The organism is Pseudonocardia cypriaca, from assembly GCF_006717045.1.
Classification (GTDB): Bacteria; Actinomycetota; Actinomycetes; order Mycobacteriales; family Pseudonocardiaceae; genus Pseudonocardia; species Pseudonocardia cypriaca.
This window is the reverse complement of record NZ_VFPH01000001.1, coordinates 1,314,821-1,335,116: the sequence shown is the minus strand read 5'-3', so window position 1 is coordinate 1,335,116 and position 20,296 is coordinate 1,314,821. Positions and strand designations below refer to the sequence as shown.

Below are 20,296 nucleotides of genomic sequence, written 5' to 3'. Positions count from 1 at the left end.
CCGGATCACGAGTGTCGGGGCTGCATGCGACCCTTGGAACCGCACACGAACGTCGGGGTTGGCGGGGGCACCGATGGTAGGACAGCAGTCGGGCTGCTTGGACGGCAGCCGGGTGTATCTCGACATGCCCTATTCCGAGAAGGACGAGGCGAAGACTCTCGGGGCACGATGGGATCCGCATGTGAGATGCTGGTACGACCCCGGGGGCGCGATGCCCGAGCTGCAGCGATGGGTCACACGGCCGGACGTGCCGGACCCACTGCCTGGTGAGGACCGCGCGTTCGGTGCTGGGCTGTTCGCCGATCTGGTGCCGTCCTCGCGTTGGTTAACGTGCGCAGCTGCGTCCCGGAGCTGGACTGGGAACGGCTGCGGCGGCCGATCCTCTGAAGAGATAGACCTCCGGGTCTCGCCCACCTCGACGGCGTCAGGCCACCACCGTGAGCACGAGACCGCCCGGGCTCCAGCAGCCTCCATTCCGTCGAAGCACCGGGCGATCTCGCCGCCGTCGCGAGCCCGGATCGGGATGCTTCCCCGTTGGGTCGTCTCCCGCATCACCCGCAGCATCGGTTCCCGTGAATCTCCGCGGTGGAATGGTTCAGCGCCATCATGCTGCCGGGGGCCAGCTCGGAGACCAGCCGCGCCACGCTGGTGTAGGCCTCGGCGTCGTCCATGATGTGGTTGACCACGCCCAGGAGCATCAGCCTCACCGGCTGGTCGAAGTGCAACGTGTGTTTCGCCGCGTCGAGGATCGAGTCGGCTCGGTCCGGGTGCGCTCCAGCTTGGCAAGTTCCCGGAGTCCGCCGGCCGCACGTGAACGCCGCCGCAGCTGGGCCTCGGTTGATGGCTCGACGGACACGATCCCCGGATGCGGTTGGGCAGCATGAGCATCGACCCGATGGCGTCTTCGCGCAGGCCGCACCGCACTTCGACTACCTGCGCACGTGCGATTCGCTGCTGGTCAGCTAAGGGGCTGTGGGTTGCGAAGTTCAGATCCGAGTCATCGAGATCGCTCTCTGTTATTATTCTCGACCTCATCATCTGATTATCAGAAATGTCTCAGTCAACCGTCACATTCCAGAGGGAAGCCGATGTACGAGAACTACCTCCCTCTGCTCGGCGGGATGGCGGGCAGAACTCCTCTGGCGCTGAACGGCATACCAGACGGGCTGGGCGCGGTCACCGTTCCCGTGCGCAGGCAAGGCGAAGACCGCGTCCCGCGGGACACCAAGCGCCGTACTCGTATATCGCAGGCAGACCTGCACACCACCGCCAGAACATCGCTCTTCGCGCCACCAGACGGAATGTCCACAACCGACCTCGCCTGGGTGCTCGATCGACCAAGGCGCAAATGGTCCACTGTGGTCAGCAGGTTCGGCCATCGTGCCGAGGTTGTCACAGATAAGCTGATTCGCGCCGGCGGCATAGTGCTGCGGTGCGACGTCGACGAAGATCGGATGAAGCTGGGCCAGCCCAGAGAATGGCGGCTTTCCAATGCGTGGCAGGAGCAAGCTCCTGATGCCCTCGCCGAGCTGCGTCCGCGCCGGGACCCGGACGTGGTGCGGTCCGAAATGATCGCGCTCCTGGCGGGGCTGACACAGCCTCGGCTGTCCATCGAACGCGAGGCACTCGAGGGCGTTCCTCCGGGCACCGGTTTCGTGGTGCCGGACAGAACCGCGACCACGGCGAAGAGCTGGGCCACGTACGAGGCCGCGCTACGAGCGGCGTGCACGTGGACCCGCATGGACCGCGTGCCCGGTGCGGCCGAACTGGCGGGCCATGCGTGGGGCGACACGCATATCGAGTGGTCGGGCGCCCGCATCCTGGTGTTCAGCCAGCTCGTGGGCGAGGACTTTCCTCTCGCTGTGGACAGGTCCGATGTGGAGATCCGGCTGCGCGGGCCGCTCGTGTGGCAGCATGGCTGCGCGATCGCGGACGCGTCACGGGCGCGCCCGTGGATCGGGCTACCTAAGGACGGCATGCGGCTCCTCGGTGAGATCAAGTGCTCGGCGACCGGTGTGCTCGTGATGGAGAACGCGGAGACCTTCCAAGTGGTCAGCGCGATGCCCGATATCACGGAGTCCTGGCTCTGCGTGTGGGGTAAGGGAAAAGCCGTCGTGAACACAGCCGATCTCATCAACTCCCTGGGCGTCGGGAGGGTGGCGGCCTGGATGGACCTCGACGCCACCGGTCTCGAGATCTTCACCATGCTCGGCAAGACGATCCACCAGCCAGTGCTACCGGTCGCGATGACCCTCGACCTGCTCATGACAGGCCCGGCGCGGCAACGAGCTAATCCGGAACTGCAGGCGAAAGCGGAGCGCGCGGATAAGCTGCTTGCGGCGAAGATCGAGCCCAGGCTCAGCGGCGAGCTGGTCGAGATGGCCCGCTACATCAAGGAAACCGGGAAAGCGGTCGAGCAACAGCTGCTACATGAGCGCGTTCTTCCCCATCTGCTGGACCTTCTCGAGTCGCTCTGAGCGGAGGCCTGGATGAATACGCCGGCGGATCCCGAGCAGAGCTGCGGTGACCAGGGCTCGCTGTTCGTCATACCATCTCCAGACCCTACGGGATCCGACCGCGAGTCGCCTTCTGACGCGATAGTTCTCAAACGCTTGCGGTCCTTCGTCGCGTCCATCGCCAATGACGCGTCAGCCGTCACCGACGACCCCCGCGCTCTCCAGCTGGCGCGCGACCTCTCCGAGGTGTTCGCCGACCACGCCGGGCTGACAGGGCTGACCAAGGCCGAGGCCGAGCAGGCATTGGCCAAATACGGGCACTACGACGAGGCCTTCTTCGAGTCGAGGTTCGAGCTGTTCATCAGGATGGAGCTAATCAGCCCTTTTCTCGCGAAGAAGCATCAGCAGCGCTACGTCCTCGACCCGTCCGGCCTCGCGGGCCTGCTCGTGTTCGAGCGTCTCGGCACACGGGGCGGCGTCGACGAGATGTTGCTGCTCCTCGACCGCACGCGCTGGATGCTCGAACGCGGAGATATCGATCGGGTTGACCTCGTGCGCTATCTGAAGAGGTGCCGCCAGCTGCTGAGCGTGTACGCGGCCAAGCTCGCCCGACTGGTCGACACAGCCTCGATCGCCGTGCTCATCGAGGAGCACCGTAACCACGACGCGGCTCGGGTCCAGCAGGACGTGCACTCCATGAACAAGCTCGTGAGCGACCGGTTTCCGGGTGACCACGAGCTGGGCGACCTCGCCTTTCGACTGGTCGAGGCCGAGCTGCGCTACCGGGAACAGGTGATCGCAGCCGTCAGCCGCGTGCTCGACCAGGGCGGCGCCACCCTCGACTTCAGCGTGCTGCCTGCCGAGCAGTACCGCACCGCGGCTCAGGATTGCACGCTCGACGAGCTCGCCGGTGTGGGTGCGAGCCTCGTTGTCGATCCACCGCAGCCGTGGATCGACCCCGGCGCACTGCTGGACGCGATCGAAGAGTACCGGCCACGGGTGCGCGTTTCCGGTCGGCCGCCCGCCCCCACCGTGAAAGCCGAGGACGATCCAATCGGCGCGATGCGGACTCGGTACGAACGCAAGGCGTACGAGCGTGCGCGTCAGATGGAGGACTACCTGCAAGGCGCGCAGGCCGTCGAACTCACGCTCACGCTGCGCGCACTCGGCTGGCCCCAGGCAGGTGAACAGCTCATGGAGCTGCTGGCCGTCTCCGCTGATCCGGACCAGCCGTTCAGCGTCGAGCTCGGGCAGATGCTTCTCGTCGACCGCGAGGGCGCGGTCACCTACATGCACCCGGTGTTCCTCAAGCGACCTCAGGAACAGGGCCTGCTCGCCGCGGAGGAGGCGTCGTGGTCGGACGACGAACAGGAGGCGGCCAGGTGAGGTCTCCGCGCGATCCTGCAGTGTTGCTCGCGGCTGTCCGTGCCACGGGTGCATTACCGGTGAACGACATCACGCAGGCCGAGCTGGAAGCGATGCGCCGCCGGGCGAAGAGCGCGGGCCGCATGCTCCTGCGGTGCGCGTCGCCATCGGACAGCACCGCGAGACGCGCTTATGGCATCGTCACGCTGGGATGGTCACCGCACGCGACACCATCACCGGAGGACAGCAACGCATACCCGGTCCGGAGACTCTCGCCCACAACACGCCTGACCTGGGCGTGCTGTCTCGGGCTCGCCTGGCCCGATCGGACCGCGGACCCCTTTCCGGGTGAGCCGTTCACGACCTCGCTCGTGATCGACGTCGCCGCGGAACTGGGCCTGGCGGCCTCCTGGGTCAACGGTGCTCTGAAGCACGAGCTGATCCCCGCCCTACTTGTGGAGGTGTCCCGAGGGACGGTGCGGTTGGGCCCTGCGGCAGCGGCGATCCCGCCGGCCTTCATCGACGCCATGAGGCGGTTCCACCACCAGCTTCCCCGGCCGGACGGACTGTCCGCATCCGGCCGCCGGCCATCGGAAGAGGACGACGGCGAGCTGCCGTTCATCACTCCACCGGCCGTTACACCCGAGGAGGACTGGGAGTGGTGAAAAGTGCCCGGCAACATCTGTCCGATGAGGACGAAGGACTCGTTCACGACGCCTGCTGCGCGTTGGAGATCGCCGAGGGCGTCATCCCCGAAGCCGCGCTGCCGGCATTGGCCGACCCGGCCTTACGGGCCGCGGTGGCATACCGGCTGCAGCAGTGCGGTCGGGTGCTCAACCGGGTCGGAGACTGCTGGACGAGCGGACACGACGACGAGGTAGCCGACGCCCTGGTCGAGCAGAACATCGGCACCATCGATGCTCAGGACCGAGCGGTGCTGGCGCTGGTGTTATTGCGGTGCGTCGCGATACCCCGCGCTCAAGGAGCCGCGACCGGCACCACGTGGGCCGATGTCAAGGGAGCGCGTTCGACCACGATCGAAGAGCTCGCGCTGAATAAGAGCCTGTCCAAGAAGGCGATCAAGGAGTCTTTACAACGGTTGCAGACGGCCGCGCTGATCAAGAGAAGCCCTCGAAACGGGATCACTCCAGGCCCCGCGCTGCACCGGCTAACCCCGCAGCGAACCACCGCACTCTGGGAGGACCTGGTTATCCTCGCGGCCCCCGACACCGCCTATGCCCGTGTGTTGCGCGAGCGCCGTGCGAACAGCGCGCAACGCAAATTGTCCACAAAGGATCAGCCATGACCGGCGCGACTCTGTTCGACACGTCCGGGCAACCCAGCCCGGATCACGACGGCGTCCTCGGCATCATCGGCGAACGCCAGCTCGTGGCGGTCCAGTTGTTCAACATCGCCCGGCACACAAGCAGTCCGATCGCGATCACAGCATCCTCGTTCGTAGCGGTGACCGGACGCGGCCCGAGGGACTCGAACGAATCGGGCAAGACGAGCTTCAACGCCGCGGTGTCCCTGCTGCTCGGCGATCCCGAGTGGCGAATGACGGGCGGAGGCGTCGCCACGGTCGCCCAACTGCTGTTCGAACCGGACACCGCGGGGGTGACAGCAACGCATTGTTCTGCCCCGCAGGAGGGATTCATCGTCGGCGTCTTCGCCGACCCCGACGACGTGGCGCGTTCAGCGCACACGGTGTGGCTGCGGATCTCGTCGAACCCGAAGTACCTGAGGGTCCGCCACCAGGCGGGCGTGCACCTCGCCGAAGCGGACACCGACGCTGACCGCCACCGCAAAGCCCCCGAAGTCTGGAAGTCGCTGCCCACAACCGAGTTCGGCGCGGGCTCGTACGTGGACAAGCTGTACGGCCGCAGTCCCCGTTGCCTGGCGTACGTCGCCTCCAGGGGAAAGCAGCGCAGCGGGCCGTCCCTGCTGAAGATGGACACCGGTGCGTTCACCCCGGAGAACATCGGCGCCGCACTGATCCGGCTGACCGGCCGCGCCGAAGCACTGGAGCTGGAGAAGGAGCAGCGCCGCAAGCTAGCAGACAAGGTCGCGGAAGTGAATGACAAGAGACGTGGCGGTGAGCGGGCATGGGATGAGGAGGAGAAGACGCTCCAAGCCGTGCGCACACGGGCGACCATCCGGGCCAAGCTCGCGGACGGAAACCACCTGTGGCGCAAACACCTCGCCCGCGGCCTGCTGGACACCGTCGCCCACACCGACTGGCTGACCGCTGTGCTCGAGGGAATCAAGGCGGAGCAAGATCGTGAGCGCGAACGCCTGCTTGGGCTCGAGGAGACGGAGAAACGACTCAGCGATTTTGGCACACTCAAAACCGAGGCGGACGCAGCCGAGCGGGCGTTCAGAATCGCTGACGACAAGCATCGGGAGGCGCAGCTCGCAGAGAGCATGCTGATCGCAGAGGTCAACGCACTCCACGAGCGTATGAGGCTGTTGGAGGCTCAGGGCGCTCGCGATGTCCGGATGACCATCAGCGAAGCCGAAGCTCGGCTCACGCGCCGGCGCGAAGCACGGGCGATCGCCATGTCCGAGGCCCGGCAAGCGGACGAGAAGATCGACGCGCTGACCGAGGACCTCGATCGGGCCGAACGCGGCGCCTCGGGAGCTGCCGCTCATGCGCTTTCTGTACTCGCTGAGCACGGCCTGGAAGCCACCGGCTTGATGGACGCCGTCGAGATCGCCGACGACCACCGAGATGAGTGGGAACCACGGCTACACCCGTGGCGCGCAGCGGTCTGCGTCGCCGAAGAGCAAGCCCGTCAAGCACTCCAAGTCCTCTCAAGGGTGCCGGGCGCCATCCTGGTCGCAGGTTCGCCGGCGGCTTCAGGTCCGCTGCCCGCCGGCGTGCTGAACGCACCCGGTCAAGCGCTCACGTTCCTGGGCGAACTCGCTACGCGAATGCTGCCCGTGGATTCCGCCGAGATTCGCGGAGCATTCGATCCCGTGCTCGGCGTCACCGTCGTCGCCGGGTTCCCCCATCCGACCGCAGGGCGCAGGCACATCATCGCGTCGCTTCGCGAACGCCTTACCACAGCGCAGAAGACCCAGACGCAACGACATGTCGCCGCCGACATCGCCGAGAGGACGGAACGCGATGCCGAGCGCGACCTCGCCGCCGCCCGTGCCGCCGCCGAGCATCGTGACCTGGTCACCAAGATTCGCGCCATCGAGACGGACCAGCTGCCCCCTGTACGCCGTCTGTTGGACGAACGATTCAATTTAAGATCAACGAGTCTGGACGCACATACCAATGCACAGACGAACCTGAAGAACGCCGAGAACACCCTCGCTCAAGCGACCATCGCCAGGAAGGAGTGCGACGTCCGCCTCGCCGACCTGGACATCGACCAGAAAAAGACGCAACGGTCCCTCGACTCATCGGGTCTGCAATACTGGCGAACCGAGTTCGGCGGCGACGACATCACCGCCCGCACCCTGCTCAACTGGTCGGACGGGCCACTCGACTACGATAACTCAAACAATGTGTGCCGCCCGCCAGGCCCAAGAGACCCAGCCGCCCCGGCGGAACGGCGCAAGCAGGACACGCTGAGCATGAAGGCCAACGAGATCCTCGTCGAAATCCTCACGCTGCTGAAAGTGGATCGCGATACCGGAGCGGGAGCACCTGTTCCAGCCATCTCAGAAGCGGTGCGGCGCAAGGAGACCCTGGTCCGGAGCGGGGCATCGGGCCGTGACACAGGCTACGCAGGAGTAGCGAGCGCCTTGCGGGACTGGCTCACCCCGTTCGAGGAGCGGGACGGGATCGCAACCGAACAGATCAATGCCGCGCGCGCCCTGCGGGAGCGAGAGATGAACTACGCGATGTCCACCTTGGCCGGATTGGAGGCGACCGTCACCAATGTCCAGGACAACCTCGAACGCCGAGTCGAGGCGAACCTCGACGCAATCAGCGCGGCATTGGACGACCTCAACCAGTCGGCCCCTGACGGCTACGGTGCCAAGTTGCAGTACATGGTCGAACGGCCGGTCGGGCCGGACGACCCGTGGATCTGGTCGGTCGTGCCCATGTGGCGCCGCTCCCCCGGCGGCCGCATGTTGCCGTACGACAACGCCACCAATTCCGCGCAGGAGAAGCTCTTCAGCATCCACCTGGTGCTCGCCGCGTTGCTTGCAAGCCCGCACCCCCGCGGCCGGGTCCTGATCCTCGACGAACTCGGCGACTCGCTCGGCGAGGAGCACCGCCGCGACGTGCTGTCTGCGGTTGCGCGGGTCGCCAGGGAGAAAGGCATCACGGTACTCGGCACGTGCCAGGACGCCGTCATGCCCGACGCTGCGTCCTTCTGCAACGAGATCCTGTACTTCTGCTACCCGTCGAAGGTCGAGGCGCTGAACCTGCCCACCCGCATGTTCGGTTTCGACGAGAACGGGGAACGGGTCGAACTCACCGCTTCCGCGATCCTCCGCGGCCGCCCGATCCCGTAACGGTCAACGAAGCTCGTATACTCAGGCAATCTCATTCCGCCCATGCTGTACGAGTTGGGCGACCTGGTCAGTCTGCTCGCCTGACCCCAAACAAGGAGTCTCTACCGAACCAGGGGCGGTTCAAGCATCGCACTGGACCGGCGGTTGAGGTTCGGGCGACACCCTCAACTGCCGCCGATCGCCCCTTTGTGCTGGCGCTTTGGAGCGTGACGAGCGGGCCAGCGGGCGCCCGGCTCCGCGTCCCATACCGGCGAGCGGTTCCCGACGCCGCCCCTCGCGGCGACGTCATCCGCGTCGTCCACGCGACCGGCGCTCGCTCAAGCCGCACCCGCCCGTTGATCATCGAGGCATCAGCGCCTGCCGGCTTCCGCCCAGTCAGCCCAACTGGAGCCGAGCTCGACCGCCACGCCATCACCCCCGAGGAAGAAGGTTGCGCTCTCCTCCTCCGGCCGTGACCGCAGGTCCGCCGACTCGGCGTCCAGCGAAAGTGCAAGCTCGTATAGCGGGCCAGCAGTCGCCTTTCCGAGCATCGCGCTGTCGCCGCCTGCAGTAACCGATCTGTTAGACGACACCCGCGCTGCGATATCACCGCGCACCGCAACGTAGATGTCCGTCTCCGCGAAGTAGGCTCGCAGATACATGACGTCGTCGCCTACGAGAGACACCAGTTCGGTCTGACGCGCCCTTATCGCGTCGACGATCGGCAGGTAGTACGCAAGAGTCAGCGCCGCCGGATCCACGAGCTGCCCTTGACGCGCCGACGGCGGATCCTCCAGGTAGGCGCACCACTCATCGCGGTCGAAGTAAGCAACATGCACGTACGTCGCAGACGCTGGATGGCCAGCTATCACGGGCAGACTGCGAGCCTGCCGCTTGGCTGCCGCAACCAGGGTGGGCGCGAAGCCGCGAGACCTACCCTTGGCCTCAACCCCGATAGCAACCTGCCGCCCGTAGAACCCGATGAAGTCCGGCCGGGTTTTCCGGCGCGGCCGACCACAATAGGTCAGATACGTGTCGTAGTGGACGAATCGAGAAACTCGAAAGAAGTCATGAGCGAACACTTTTGCCTGGGCCTGGCCAAGAAAGAAGCTCAGCGCACCTTTCTCCGATGGATCGAGCCGAGCATATCCTTCTGAGCGGAAGTGCCCCTTAGCGTCCTGCTCGATTGATGCGCACATCATCGCCGCGCGCCATTGCAACTCCAGGACTGGCATGCGATGGGGACGCGGCCCGAAAGGGGTTGTACCGATTGTGGAGGCAGCCCACACAAGTCGCGCCGGGGATACTCGATGATAACCACCATATGGACCGGTGAGCCCATTCGGCAATGGTGCAGGAAAGCCCACAATGCGGTAGTAGATTGACGCCATTCTGGCAGCATCGGCTGTAGCGCCGACGTCCCTCCTTCCCAAGGCGCCCACACAGGCACGAGTAGGCTAAGCGACCTGGGGCGCGCATCGATGTGTGTGGGTGTGAGGGCATCCTGCCCGACATGCGTCAGCGGCGGCCTCGAGGGGCGCTGCGTGGTTGAAACGAGCGAGCCGACCGCTCCAAGACCGTCCCTGCCGCAGTTCGCCACCCTGCGCACTGCCCAGTCGACTAACGCCGGCGCTGGCAGGCCGAACCCGGCGGAGGCAACGGCCCCGCCCGCTCGGTGTTGGTCTTAGCTGAGCAGGACGCGTGTGGTTAGTGCGCAACTCCCCCCTCGGACACAAGATCATGCACCTGACGAGCAGGTTTCATGGCGGCCATTCGACCGTTGCCGTGTATGACCTGGTCACAGGCGTGGCGGTTGACGTACCGCTGGGACACGCCCGTCCGAGCGCACACAAGTCCGGCGCAGCTGCTTCTCGGCCGTTGGTCGCGCACGAGTTGCTCTATACCCTGGGCCGCTTCGACCGGGTCCTCGTGTTCCCAAACCCTGACGGCGGGCCAGCCCGCTGTGGCGAGCTGCGTGTCGGTGTCGCGATCGCGACGGGCGATGCCACGAAACTTCAGACGCCACCAGCTGGTGTTGGTCTTGGGGAGATGGCTGTGGTCGGGGCAGGAGTGCCAGAAGCAACCGTCGACGAACACGGCGACCCGCGCGCCGCGCAACAGGATGTCGACGCGCCGACGCCGGTTCCCACCCGGCACGGGCCGATCGACGACGAACCGCAAGCCGCGCCGGTGCAAAGCACGCCGCAGCGCCATCTCCGGCCGCGTGCCGGATCTCCTGGTTCGGCGCATCACCCGTGAAGTCGCCGGGGACGATGCCGGTGGGACCGGGCCGGGGTCGAGATGCTGGTACACGGCATCAGCGTCTCGGGACGCACCGACACCCTGGGAGCTCACCTCCCCGAGTTTCGGGCCACGTCGACGACCTGCAGCCTCGAACCTCACCGTTGTGGGTCTCCAGCAGGGCCGTTGTCCTCGTCGTCCGCCTGGTCCGTCGCCGAACCGGGGTTATCGCTGCATGGAGCGCTGGTGCGGGACGAGCTGGCCGACGAACGCGTCCCACCAGATCTCGTCGCTCCCTGCGCCCGGCGTCTCCTCGATACAGCGTCCCTGCTCGCTGCGCAGCAGGTACTTGATGTTGCGGCTCGGTTCGATCCGCAGGAGCAGCTTGTTCGACTCGCGGACGACCGGCGGTCCGCCCGGATCGGCGGCCGCCAGGCTCACCCCGACCTCGTACATCCCCGGGCGGAACGGCGCGTCGAAGACAATCGGGTCATTCGTCGGAACGGGAACGTCAACCATGTCCCCGCAGGAACGGCCGTCTCCCGACGTTCCACAAGGGGAGACACCCGATCTCGGAACGGGTTGCGCTCGTCGCCCTGAGCCACCCGCGCGACAGTTCTCGTTGCCGACATACGGAACCGCAGCCAACACCGCAATCCACATCTGTCCGAGACCGCGCCGGTGCAGTCATCCGACGGTCAGCCGCTCAGGAGCCCGTGCCGCGATCCGCCGGTATGTCTTCTTCCCGGTCGAGAGTGCGAGAGCGCCTGCTCGACGGCGCCGCCGAGAAATCGCGCGCCTGGCAGCGAGGCGGTCCCACGTCGCCGGGCCACTCACGCCGTCAGCAAGCGGGTGAGGAGCACCAGCTGGGCGTCCGCCTCGTCGGGCCGGATGAGCACGGTGTACGGCGGGAGCGGTGGGAAGTACAGCGCTGTGATCGTCCCGGCCAGAGGCTGCAGCTGCACCGATCGCCCTTGCGGGCCTTGCGCCAGGTGCAGGTCCTTCAACTCGGCCCGCGCGAGGAGCGGCCGGAGGTCGGGGTCGGCGTTGAGCGCCTCCGCGACGACGCCGGCCCGCTCGCTCCTGGTCTTCGCCACGAAACGGCCGCTCCGTCCGAATCGGTAGCCGATGACGGCCGGGGGCAGCCGGATGCCCTCGCGCTTCCCGGTCCACAGGGTGTCGATGAGGGCGCCGAAGACACGGAAGGAGCTGGCGAAACCGACCTCGACGGCGATGTCGTCCCCGATCCGGCTCCTGGCGTGTCGGGACCGGGGGTCGGTGACGGGGTGGAGCCCGGCCCGGCGCATGGCGTCGACGGGTTCTTCGAGGACGGCGCTGCGGCGTCCCTCGTAGAGCAGCGACGCGCGATGCCGGAGCGACAGCGGCGCCAGGCGCTCCGACCTCATCGCTTCGTCACGTCCCCCTGCTCGTCCGAGGCCCGGACCGGCTGTCTCGCCCGCGCCAGCGCGTACGACACGAGCGCAGCGACCATGGCCCCGGCGAAGATCGCGAGCGCCGGCAGGCCGTACGTGCTGTGCGCGCCCTGGAACGCGAAGTAGAGCGCGAACACGGTGCCCAGCGCACCGATGATCGGCACCGCGAGAGGGAGCCGGAAGGGCCGGGCGACGTCCGGGTCGGTGAACCGGGAGACGACGACGAGGAGGTGCCAGAGGATGTAGATGATCACCCAGGCGTACGAGCCGGCGTAGATGAGGGTGACGACGTCGTTGAAGAAGATCGCGACGACGCTGTACGCGACCGCGGTGACGAAGACGGCGACCCAGGGCGTCCGGAAGCGGGGGTGCAGGTAGGCGAACACCCGCGACAGCCGGGCACCGAAGAAGTTGCCGTCACGGGCGATCCCGTAGAGGATCCGCGGCATCGCTGCGAGCACGATCACCATGGACGTGTACGTCGCGGCCGCGGTGGCGAGCGCCATGAGGCCATGTCCCCAGCCACCGAACATCGCCTCCCCCACCACCAGCTGCGGACAGCTCCCGTCACAGCCGGCCGGCCCCATGGCCGACTCCTCCCATTCGGCGAGGGGACGGGTCCCACCGACGCCGGTTCCCATGAACGCCGAGGTGGCGAGGATGGCCAGCAGCCCGAGGACGATCCCGGCCGGGAGGTTGCGCCGGGGGTTGCGGGTCTCCTCCGCCAGCGGCGCGACGAACTCGATTCCGACGAAGCTCCAGTAGGCCAGGGCCAGGGCACCGGCGACCGCGGACCACTCGAAGACGCCGATCTCGCCCACCCAGTTGCCGGCCGACCACGCACCGGTGTTCGAGAAGCCTGCCCATCCAGCGACGCCGAAGAACCAGCGGATGGCGAGCATGCCGACGAGGACGACGGCCTCGATGATCGCCATCGTCCGCACGTGCACGAGGTTGGGCAGCGTGGCGAGGACCGTCATCGCGATGATCCACGGGGCGAGCGCGCCGGTGGCGCCGAAGAGCGCCTGGAGGCCGAACGACCCCGCGGCGATCTCCAGCGCTCCCACGATGCCGAACATCCCGTAGAACGCGAAGGCCAGGAAGAGCCCGGCGACGACGGAGGCGCCTCGCCACGGGACCGCTCGCGCCCCGTACTCGTAGAGCGCCCCGGCCTTCGGGTACGTCGTGGACAGCTCCGCGCAGGACAGGCCGAGGAAGAGGTTGATCAGGAAGCCGATCACGAGAGCGACCAGGAACGCCAGCCCGATCGTGAAGTAGCCGACGAAGTCGCTGACCAGCGTGCTGGCCGCCACGACGAGGCCCACCCCGGCGACGAAGATCGACCAGGTGCCCAGCGTCTTCTCCAGCCCGCTGTCCTGCGGGCCCACCACTCGCTCGCTCATCGCTCGGCCTCGCTGCGCTCGGCCGGCGCTTCGCGCGGGCGCTGTGACATTGATTCGCTCGCAAGCTCGCTCATCGAGGCCTCCCCCGACTCCTCAGCCGCAGTGCCCGTTCACGGAGCGCGGCACGTCCAGCGCGGGGCTCTGGTCGAAGAACCCGGTCGGCTGCAGCGAGAACCCGGCGTACTGCACGGGCATCACCGGCCAGTCCTCGAGGCGCGCGGCGTGGTGCTCGCCGAACGAGTACCAGACCACCACGTCGGTGTCGGCCACCCGACGGTCCGCGGCGGTCCAGCGGGGCAGCCCGTCGCCGCCCTGGTGCTGGTTCGGGTAGTCGCCCGCAGCGTGCCGCTCCTGCTCCTCGTACGGCGTGACCCACAGGTGGTGGGCCATGAACCCGGCACGGTTGAGCACGCTCGCCTCCGGCCGCACGAACGGCACGACGTTGCCGTGCGGCTTGAGCGCGTAAGCGGTGGGCTCGCCGACGGCGTTGCGCGCGTCCGGGCTGACGATCTTCCAGTACCGGGCTCGGTCCGGACTCACGCTCCGCTGCGCGCCGCGCTCGGTCTCCAGCAGCGTGTCGACGGTGCGGAAGGCGTTGCCCAGCGGGTTGTCCGGGCCCGGCGGGTCGGTCATCGTGTCGACCTCGTAGACCGAGTTGGCGGTGCCGTCGACGTCGAAGTCCAGCCGCATGTTGAACCAGTGCTGGTGGATCGGGGCGTAGAGGCCGTCGGCGTTGAGGAGCTGGCCGTGCGTCGGCCGGGTGCCCGGCGGGACAGCACCGGTCGACATGATGCCGGTGAGCTTGACCTCGAACTGGATCGTGCCGTCCTGGTAGAGGTACCAGAAGAAGCCGTACTCGTAGTTGCCGACGGTGGCGATGAACGAGACCACCAACCGCCGCGACCGGCGGACCTCGGTCTTCTCGGTGCGGAAGTCGGTGTGCTTCCAGAGCAGGCCGTAGTCCTCCTCGTGCAGGCACACGGCGTTCGGGATGGTCAGCGGGTTTCCGTCGGCGTCGGCGAACACGGCGTCGAAGTAGTGGATCTCACCGAGGCAGTCGCAGCCGAGCTCGAGCGGGTTGGCCAGGGTGCCGATGTTGTACTCGCCTGCGTCGAAGGCGTTCTTGCGCCGGTGCGTCGGTGCCGGGTCGCCGTAGGGCACGACCATCTCCGACAGCGACGCGCGGTGGAGGACGGGGCGCTCGCGGTCGCCGTCGGTGTAGCGGACCGTGTGCAGAACGAGCCCTTCGCGCGGGGTGAACCCGACCCGGAAACGCCACTTCTGCCAGCGCACCTCGTGCCCGTCCACGGTGAACGAGGTGCCCTGGGGCTGGGTGATCTCGATCGGCCGCAGGTCGGTGCGCGGCGCGACCGCGTCCGGGGTGTAGTTGCCGGGCCGCTGCGGGACCGGCACGACGCCGTGGTCCTCTATCTTCACCACGCGCTTGGCCTGCGTGTCGACGTAGACGACGAGGTTCTCGACCGGGTGGGCGTAACCGTTGTCGTCGGGCCCGCCCATCTTCATCCAGATCAGGCCGCGCAGCAGCCGGCCCTGCTCCTCGTCGCCGTAGTGCCCGGCCGACCACGGGTCCACCATGACGCCGTCGAACTCGGTGATGTCGCGCTTGCGTAGCGCCTCATGGACCCCGGGATCGCTCTTGACGATCTCCTCGCACTGGAAGAACTCCTCCAGCATCACCTGCGGCTGCACACCGGGCACGTGCTCCCAGCGGGACACGGCCCCGTCGGTGAGCGAGACGACCGCCTCGTAGGTCTTCCCGTCCGCCGTGTCGAGCACGATCGCGTCCGCTTCCCGTGCGGTCGCGGTCCCGTCGGCGTCGAACGCGAGCACAGCGGACTTCTCCGGCTCCCGCAGGACTATCGAGACGAAGCGGCACGCGTCACCCACATGGCCGGAGCCGCGGAGCAGATCGACAGCTCGAGTGACCTCCGCCGCCGTCAGCGGCTCGAGCGGATGGACGGTTGGCGCGCTGGTCAGGCGGTGCCGGGTGGTCGTCACACCCCTCCCCTTCCCTGCTGAGACGCCGATCACACCATTCACGACCAGTGGCGACACAATCGTTAGCTCCGAACAGCTACAGCTCGATCACGGTAAGTTCACGCGACGACCTTCGGCAGTTGGCGAAGAGTTGACCAATTTCGTTCGGGGACCAGTGGAACACGCCTTCTTGATCATTGAAGGGCGATGCGTGTGGTTAATGCGCAACTCCCCCTCGGACACAGAAAATGCGCACACCTGCGTCAAGTCAGGTGACTGTGGTCGCAGCCGTGGATCGGTGCGGCCGGATCGCGGAGCGATCGGTGATGCGCGCCCTGGGCTGGTCACCTGCCCTGCGCCTCGACATAGCCGAGACGGCCGGCGCCTTGATCGTCCGTGCCGACCCGGCAGGGGCGTTTCGCACCACCGGCCACGGTCACCTGGCCTTGCCGACCCGGGTGCGCAACTGGTGCGGCCTGCGCGTCGGCGACCGGTCCTGCTCGCCGCCGACCCGATGCGCCAGGAGCTGCTGGTGTGCCCACCCGCGCTTCCCGACGCGATGATCGCCGCACGACATATCCGATCAGGAGACACAGTCCGACCTGTGGATCGCGGCCATCCGATGGGCGGTGAGCCCGCATGACGGCCGAAGAGACCAACACGGCCACCGCACACCACGTCGAGCTCGCTGCGGCGAGACTGCTGCTGTCCCGGATGGGCGTCTCGCCCGCCAACCTGCTTGCCGCACCAGACCGGGCTTCGTCGTTGAGAACGTCCTCCAGCTTGTCCGGCGAGAACTTGCCGCCGATCATGCTCTGGCGCGTCTGCAGGACCTGGTACTCGAAACGTTGCATGCGCCGAAGGTGGCTCGTCCTCCGGGCAGTCGCCTCGCCTCGATCAGGTGGTCGAAGGCTCAGCCGCAGGCCGCCGAGTAGATCTGCAGGAACAGCGCCTCTGTGAGAGCCATGTCCGCGATCTCCTCGGGATCGACGCTCTCGTTGGGCGCGTGGATCAGGGTCAGCGGCTCCTCCACCCCGATCAGGACGATCTCCGCTTCGGGGTAGGTGTTCGCGAACACGGTGCAGAGCGGGATGGAGCCTCCCTGTCCGAGCTCGGTCATCGGTGTGCCGTACGCGGCCTCCATCGCGTCGCTCATCGCCCGGTAGGCGGGCCCGGTCGTCGCCGCAAGGAAGGGATGGCCGGCCGTCTCGACGTCCACCGTCACCCGGACCTGCCATGGCGCCACCTCCTTCAGGTGGCGGGCGAGCGCCGCAGTTGCCTGCTCGGGTGTGACGCCCGGCGGGATGCGCAGGTTCAGGCGTGCCCGGGCCCGCGGCGCGATGGCGGCAGCCGACCCGACGACGCGTGGACAGTCGATCCCGAGGATGGTGAGTGCCGAACGCGCCCAGAGCATGTCGGCGACGGTGCCGTCGCCCAGCAGCATCGCTTCCTCCGGCAGGCCGGCGTCGTGCCTGAACTGCTCCGGGGGGTAGGCAGCGCCCGGCCAGACCTGCGTGTTCGGCAGGCCCTGCACGGACGTGTTGCCCTGTTCGTCGCGCAGCGTCGCCAGCATCGCAACGAGCGCGGCAAGGGCGTCGGGTGCGGCGCCACCGAAGACACCGGAGTGCAGTTCCGAGGTGAGCGCCTCCACTGCCACGACGACGTTGACCATTCCGCGCAGGCTCACCGTGACGGCGGGCCGGCCAACCGCCGCGTTGCCGGTGTCGCAGACGAGGATCGTGTCGGCGCGGAGGAGGTCGGGGTGCTCGGGGACGAACGACTCGAGCCCGCCGGTGCCCTGCTCCTCGGATCCTTCGACGACCAGCTTCAGGTTGACGGGAACGCCTTCCCCGAGCGCCCGCAGCGCCGTCAGGTGCACCAGGATGTTGCCCTTGCAGTCGGCCGCCCCGCGTCCGTACCAGCGGCCGTTCACCTCGGTCAGTCGGAACGGCGGCGTGTGCCATGCCCCTTCGTCTAGCGGGGGCTGCACGTCGTAGTGCGCGTACAGCAGCACGGTCGGGGCGTCCGCGTTCGCACATGCTCGCGACCCGATGACCGCGTTGCTCCCGTCCGCCGTCTCGACGAGTCGTACGTCGTCGAAGCCGACGCAGGCGAACCGGTCGGCCACCCACTCCGCGGCGTGCAGGCACTCCTCCGGAGGGAACTGGCGCGGGTCGGCGACCGACCGGATGGCGACGAGCTCGGACAGCTCTTCACGGGCCTGCGGCATCAGGGCGGCGATGCGTTCGCGCAGTTCGACGTCGATCACCGAGTGCTCACCCACCCCCGGTCAGCCGCCCTGGACCGGCTCGAAGGGATGGATCTCCTGCTTGCCCCTGCGCACCAACCCCCACGAGCCGTCCGGGACCTCCTTCCACGCTCCGGGCAGGTCACGCAGCGGTTCGGAGACGATCAAGCGGGTATCGGGTCCCAGGCGGTCGAGGATGTCCAGCTCCGGATACAGCTGCCGGAGCTGGGCGACATCGGTCGAGTGGTACAGCGAGCTCGTGTTTCCCTCGCTCGAGTAGCGGAACGCCCAGATCGACTCGCCGTCGGTGGTGGCAACCGTCATATGGACCGGGAATTCCACTCCGCGGCGCCGGCCGATCTCTTCGACGAGACCGACCGCGCGGGCGACCGCGCCCGGCGGGTCCTCGGTCAGGCCGAAGGTGAGAGCCAGGAAGAACAGGGCTTCGGTGTCGGTCGATCCTTCGATCTTCGGATACAGCGCCGGGTCGACCGCCATCATCATGTCGTGCTTGAGCTCAGGGAATCTCGCGAGTGAGCCGTTGTGCATCCACAGCCAGCGGCCATACCGGAAGGGGTGGCAGTTGCTGCGCTGTACGGGCGTTCCGCTCGAGGCGCGGACGTGTGCGAACAGCAGCGGGGTGTTGATCTGTACGGCGATCTCGTGCAGATTCTCGTCGCTCCAGGCGGGATGGGTGCTCTTGAACACGGCAGGCACCGAGCCGGTGCCGTACCACCCGATGCCGAAGCCGTCACCGTTCGTGGTGAAGCCCCCGAGCTTGGCATGCAGGCTCTGGTCGATGATCGAGTGTTCCGGCCGGAACAGCAGATCCTCGACGGGGACCGGGTCTCCGAAGTAGGCCATCCACCTGCACATCGCAACCTCGCCTGGCTCTGAACCGACCCAACCCCCGGGCCGCCAATGAACCACGCCCGGCCTACCGAACCTTCACCCGTCGAGGGTGAGCCCGGCGTGCCGCCTACTCGGTCGTGCTCTGATGGCCATACCTGAGGCGCAGGTCGGCGAGGACCTCGAGATCGAACAGGCCGCCGTTGTCGATGCGGTTGTCGTAGTTCTCGCTGCCCAGAAACAGCTCCAGCTGCCTTTGGTTGGACGCGTCCCAGCTGTCATCCAGTTCCCCTCGGTAGTAGCCGTGGGCTGCCATCAGGCTCTTCAGTTCGAGAGCGAGTTCAGGGTCGATCGGAACCAGGTTCGTCGGGTCGCTCGGAAAGTAGGAGAGTCGGTGCAACTGGTAGCACCGCAGCAGTTCCTGGATCGGCTGCTCGTGGTCGTATATGGAGATCACCACGTGCCGGTCGTCGAGTGATCCATAGCCGCCGTTGCGTCGAACCACCAGCAGCGCGGCGGATTGCTGACCTCGTATGTCACCGCCGGCCCGTTCGCCCGCCTGGAGGGCCAACATGAGGCGTTCCGCGAGAGATGCGCGAGAGTCCTCGAACGTTGTGATCATACGATCGACCACAGCGCTGCCTGCGAGGCCGTTCCCCAGCGCGACGCAGTCGTGACTCGCAGCGCTACCTGACCATCCGTTCCAGCTGCGAAGATCGGTCCCGGTGTACGCGGCGACGCGGCCGCGCCCGTCGACCAGGGCGAACTGCCGCTTGTGACGCCGGCTGTCGTCATTGAGCAGCACTTCGAGCGCTTGCTGCGGGGCGGCGCCGGATTTCAGCAGCATCAAGCCGACAGATCCATGTCGTGGGTTTCCGAACCCTTGTGTCGCGACGACTCCGACGTCGGCCTCGCCGTAGGGGACGAGACTCCCGACCCCGGGAAACTTGGATTGAACGGCAACGCCCAGGTCGCCGTTGGACGCATCGCGGCCGAGAATGGAGTACGTCATCGAAGCCCCTCTGTCACCGGACCAGTGTGTGCGGCGGGCGTGGGCAGCGCTTCACCCGATCATGGTGATCCGGCCTGGCGAGTCGGCAATGCCGACGGTCTCACCCTCTGCGGGTGGCTCCCAACGGCTGTTCGCACAATTGCGGTCGTTATGTGACGGGGCTCACACGCCGAAGGCAGGCCGCAGGACGCAGGACAACCTCCGCGGTGGGGCATGCGCGCAGCGCCCCTCTGGGCCCTGCCACGGGGCCTGATCGTCCTGCTCGGGCTCCCGGCGGGCGTCATTGCCGCAGCGGGCATACAGGTGATGGCGTGGCTCGTCGGCCGCGGCCAGGGCCGCCGACCACCCTCAGCGAGGATTCCCAAGCCCGCCGTCCCCGTCGTTCGGCCAGACGCACGGCCCGTAGAACGGCCTGTCCCTCCGCGAGGCCGCGGGCCGGTCGTCAGCCACGCTGGGCCTCCTCGAGGACGGCCGCGATGGCAGCGTCGACGTCGATGCAGTCCATCTCGGTGTCACGGGGGACCACCGCGTAGGTGCGCTGCAGGAAGGCGTCCAGCTCGTCGGACGACACCGCGAAGTGGACCACGCCGGATGGGGGACGACAGGGCCACCTGGATGCAGCCCGGGTGGCCGACCCTCGGGCCGAGACGGAAGTCGCCGACCCCGCTCTGGACGCGCAGACCCTCGGCAAGGAGCTCACGCGACACAACCCACGCGATCCGCTTCCCCCCGCCAAGGAAGAAGAACAGCCGGACTGCGTACGGGTCGCATGCGGTGTAGGTGATGCGGGTCGCCACCGGCCGCGTCGGGATGGCCGCGTCGCCAGTATCAGG

17 protein-coding genes and 2 pseudogenes are annotated in these 20,296 nt (G+C 67.4%); 6 read left to right on the top strand and 13 right to left on the bottom strand.

Annotated elements, in window-relative coordinates:
• Positions 1 to 73 precede the first annotated feature (73 nt).
• A pseudogene (locus tag FB388_RS41150) lies at positions 74 to 223 on the top strand (DUF5710 domain-containing protein); the annotation flags it as partial.
• 328 nt (positions 224 to 551) lie between these two features.
• Here the strand turns inward: FB388_RS41150 and FB388_RS39250 are convergent.
• Positions 552 to 749 carry an SAM-dependent methyltransferase gene (locus tag FB388_RS39250; RefSeq protein ID WP_281290406.1) on the bottom strand — a complete coding sequence of 66 codons (198 nt, stop codon included), beginning with the start codon at positions 747 to 749 and terminating at the stop codon, positions 552 to 554.
• Between the two features lie 339 nt (positions 750 to 1,088).
• Between FB388_RS39250 and FB388_RS06220 the strand changes: the two genes are divergently transcribed.
• From FB388_RS06220 to FB388_RS06200, 5 genes are read left to right on the top strand one after another with little or no spacing between them, the layout of a single operon-like run.
• Positions 1,089 to 2,477, top strand: coding sequence for a Wadjet anti-phage system protein JetD domain-containing protein (locus FB388_RS06220; protein WP_142098110.1), 1,389 nt, complete (start codon positions 1,089 to 1,091; stop codon positions 2,475 to 2,477).
• A 12-nt stretch (positions 2,478 to 2,489) separates the two neighbouring features.
• Positions 2,490 to 3,842, top strand: a complete 1,353-nt coding sequence (locus FB388_RS06215; RefSeq protein WP_142098107.1) for a hypothetical protein — start codon at positions 2,490 to 2,492, stop codon at positions 3,840 to 3,842.
• A 59-nt stretch (positions 3,843 to 3,901) separates the two neighbouring features.
• Complete coding sequence (locus FB388_RS06210) at positions 3,902 to 4,486, top strand: hypothetical protein (protein WP_142098104.1); 585 nt, start codon at positions 3,902 to 3,904, stop codon at positions 4,484 to 4,486.
• Complete coding sequence (locus FB388_RS06205; RefSeq protein WP_142098101.1) at positions 4,480 to 5,127, top strand: hypothetical protein; 648 nt, start codon at positions 4,480 to 4,482, stop codon at positions 5,125 to 5,127. The genes FB388_RS06210 and FB388_RS06205 overlap by 7 nt, the downstream gene beginning before the upstream one ends.
• A complete protein-coding gene (locus FB388_RS06200; protein ID WP_142098098.1) occupies positions 5,124 to 8,300 on the top strand; it encodes a hypothetical protein in 3,177 nt (1,058 codons plus the stop codon). Before FB388_RS06205 ends, FB388_RS06200 begins: the two co-directional genes overlap by 4 nt.
• A 350-nt stretch (positions 8,301 to 8,650) precedes the next feature.
• On the opposite strand, the gene FB388_RS06195 is transcribed toward FB388_RS06200, so the two are convergent.
• The 12 genes and pseudogenes from FB388_RS06195 to FB388_RS41145 all read right to left on the bottom strand — a co-directional run.
• On the bottom strand, positions 8,651 to 9,514 hold the full coding sequence (locus FB388_RS06195) for a hypothetical protein (RefSeq protein WP_142098095.1): 864 nt from the start codon (positions 9,512 to 9,514) through the stop codon (positions 8,651 to 8,653).
• Positions 9,515 to 9,986: 472 nt separating this feature from the next.
• Positions 9,987 to 10,493, bottom strand: a complete 507-nt coding sequence (locus tag FB388_RS06190; RefSeq protein WP_246122061.1) for a very short patch repair endonuclease — start codon at positions 10,491 to 10,493, stop codon at positions 9,987 to 9,989.
• 252 nt (positions 10,494 to 10,745) lie between these two features.
• Positions 10,746 to 10,961: a hypothetical protein gene (locus tag FB388_RS06185; RefSeq protein ID WP_142098092.1), complete on the bottom strand. Its 216-nt coding sequence runs from the start codon at positions 10,959 to 10,961 to the stop codon at positions 10,746 to 10,748.
• Positions 10,962 to 11,353: 392 nt separating this feature from the next.
• Positions 11,354 to 11,926, bottom strand: coding sequence for a DUF3156 family protein (locus FB388_RS06180; protein ID WP_142098089.1), 573 nt, complete (start codon positions 11,924 to 11,926; stop codon positions 11,354 to 11,356).
• On the bottom strand, positions 11,923 to 13,356 hold the full coding sequence (locus FB388_RS06175; protein ID WP_142098086.1) for an APC family permease: 1,434 nt from the start codon (positions 13,354 to 13,356) through the stop codon (positions 11,923 to 11,925). Before FB388_RS06175 ends, FB388_RS06180 begins: the two co-directional genes overlap by 4 nt.
• Before the next feature lie 93 nt (positions 13,357 to 13,449).
• On the bottom strand, positions 13,450 to 15,375 hold the full coding sequence (locus FB388_RS06170; protein WP_142098083.1) for a primary-amine oxidase: 1,926 nt from the start codon (positions 15,373 to 15,375) through the stop codon (positions 13,450 to 13,452).
• Between the two features lie 323 nt (positions 15,376 to 15,698).
• The gene (locus FB388_RS06165) at positions 15,699 to 16,208 is read right to left on the bottom strand and encodes a DUF4177 domain-containing protein (protein ID WP_142098080.1); all 510 of its coding nucleotides are present in this window, start codon (positions 16,206 to 16,208) and stop codon (positions 15,699 to 15,701) included.
• Between the two features lie 59 nt (positions 16,209 to 16,267).
• The gene (locus tag FB388_RS06160; protein WP_211361790.1) at positions 16,268 to 17,623 is read right to left on the bottom strand and encodes a dipeptidase; all 1,356 of its coding nucleotides are present in this window, start codon (positions 17,621 to 17,623) and stop codon (positions 16,268 to 16,270) included.
• Positions 17,624 to 17,644: 21 nt separating this feature from the next.
• Positions 17,645 to 18,466, bottom strand: a complete 822-nt coding sequence (locus FB388_RS06155) for a class II glutamine amidotransferase (protein ID WP_142098077.1) — start codon at positions 18,464 to 18,466, stop codon at positions 17,645 to 17,647.
• Between the two features lie 115 nt (positions 18,467 to 18,581).
• Complete coding sequence (locus FB388_RS06150; protein ID WP_142098074.1) at positions 18,582 to 19,463, bottom strand: DUF1028 domain-containing protein; 882 nt, start codon at positions 19,461 to 19,463, stop codon at positions 18,582 to 18,584.
• A gap of 442 nt (positions 19,464 to 19,905) precedes the next feature.
• Positions 19,906 to 20,049, bottom strand: coding sequence for an SsgA family sporulation/cell division regulator (locus FB388_RS40230; protein ID WP_246121667.1), 144 nt, complete (start codon positions 20,047 to 20,049; stop codon positions 19,906 to 19,908).
• Positions 20,050 to 20,068: 19 nt separating this feature from the next.
• Positions 20,069 to 20,260: pseudogene (locus FB388_RS41145) on the bottom strand (SsgA family sporulation/cell division regulator); the annotation flags it as partial.
• Positions 20,261 to 20,296 lie beyond the last annotated feature (36 nt).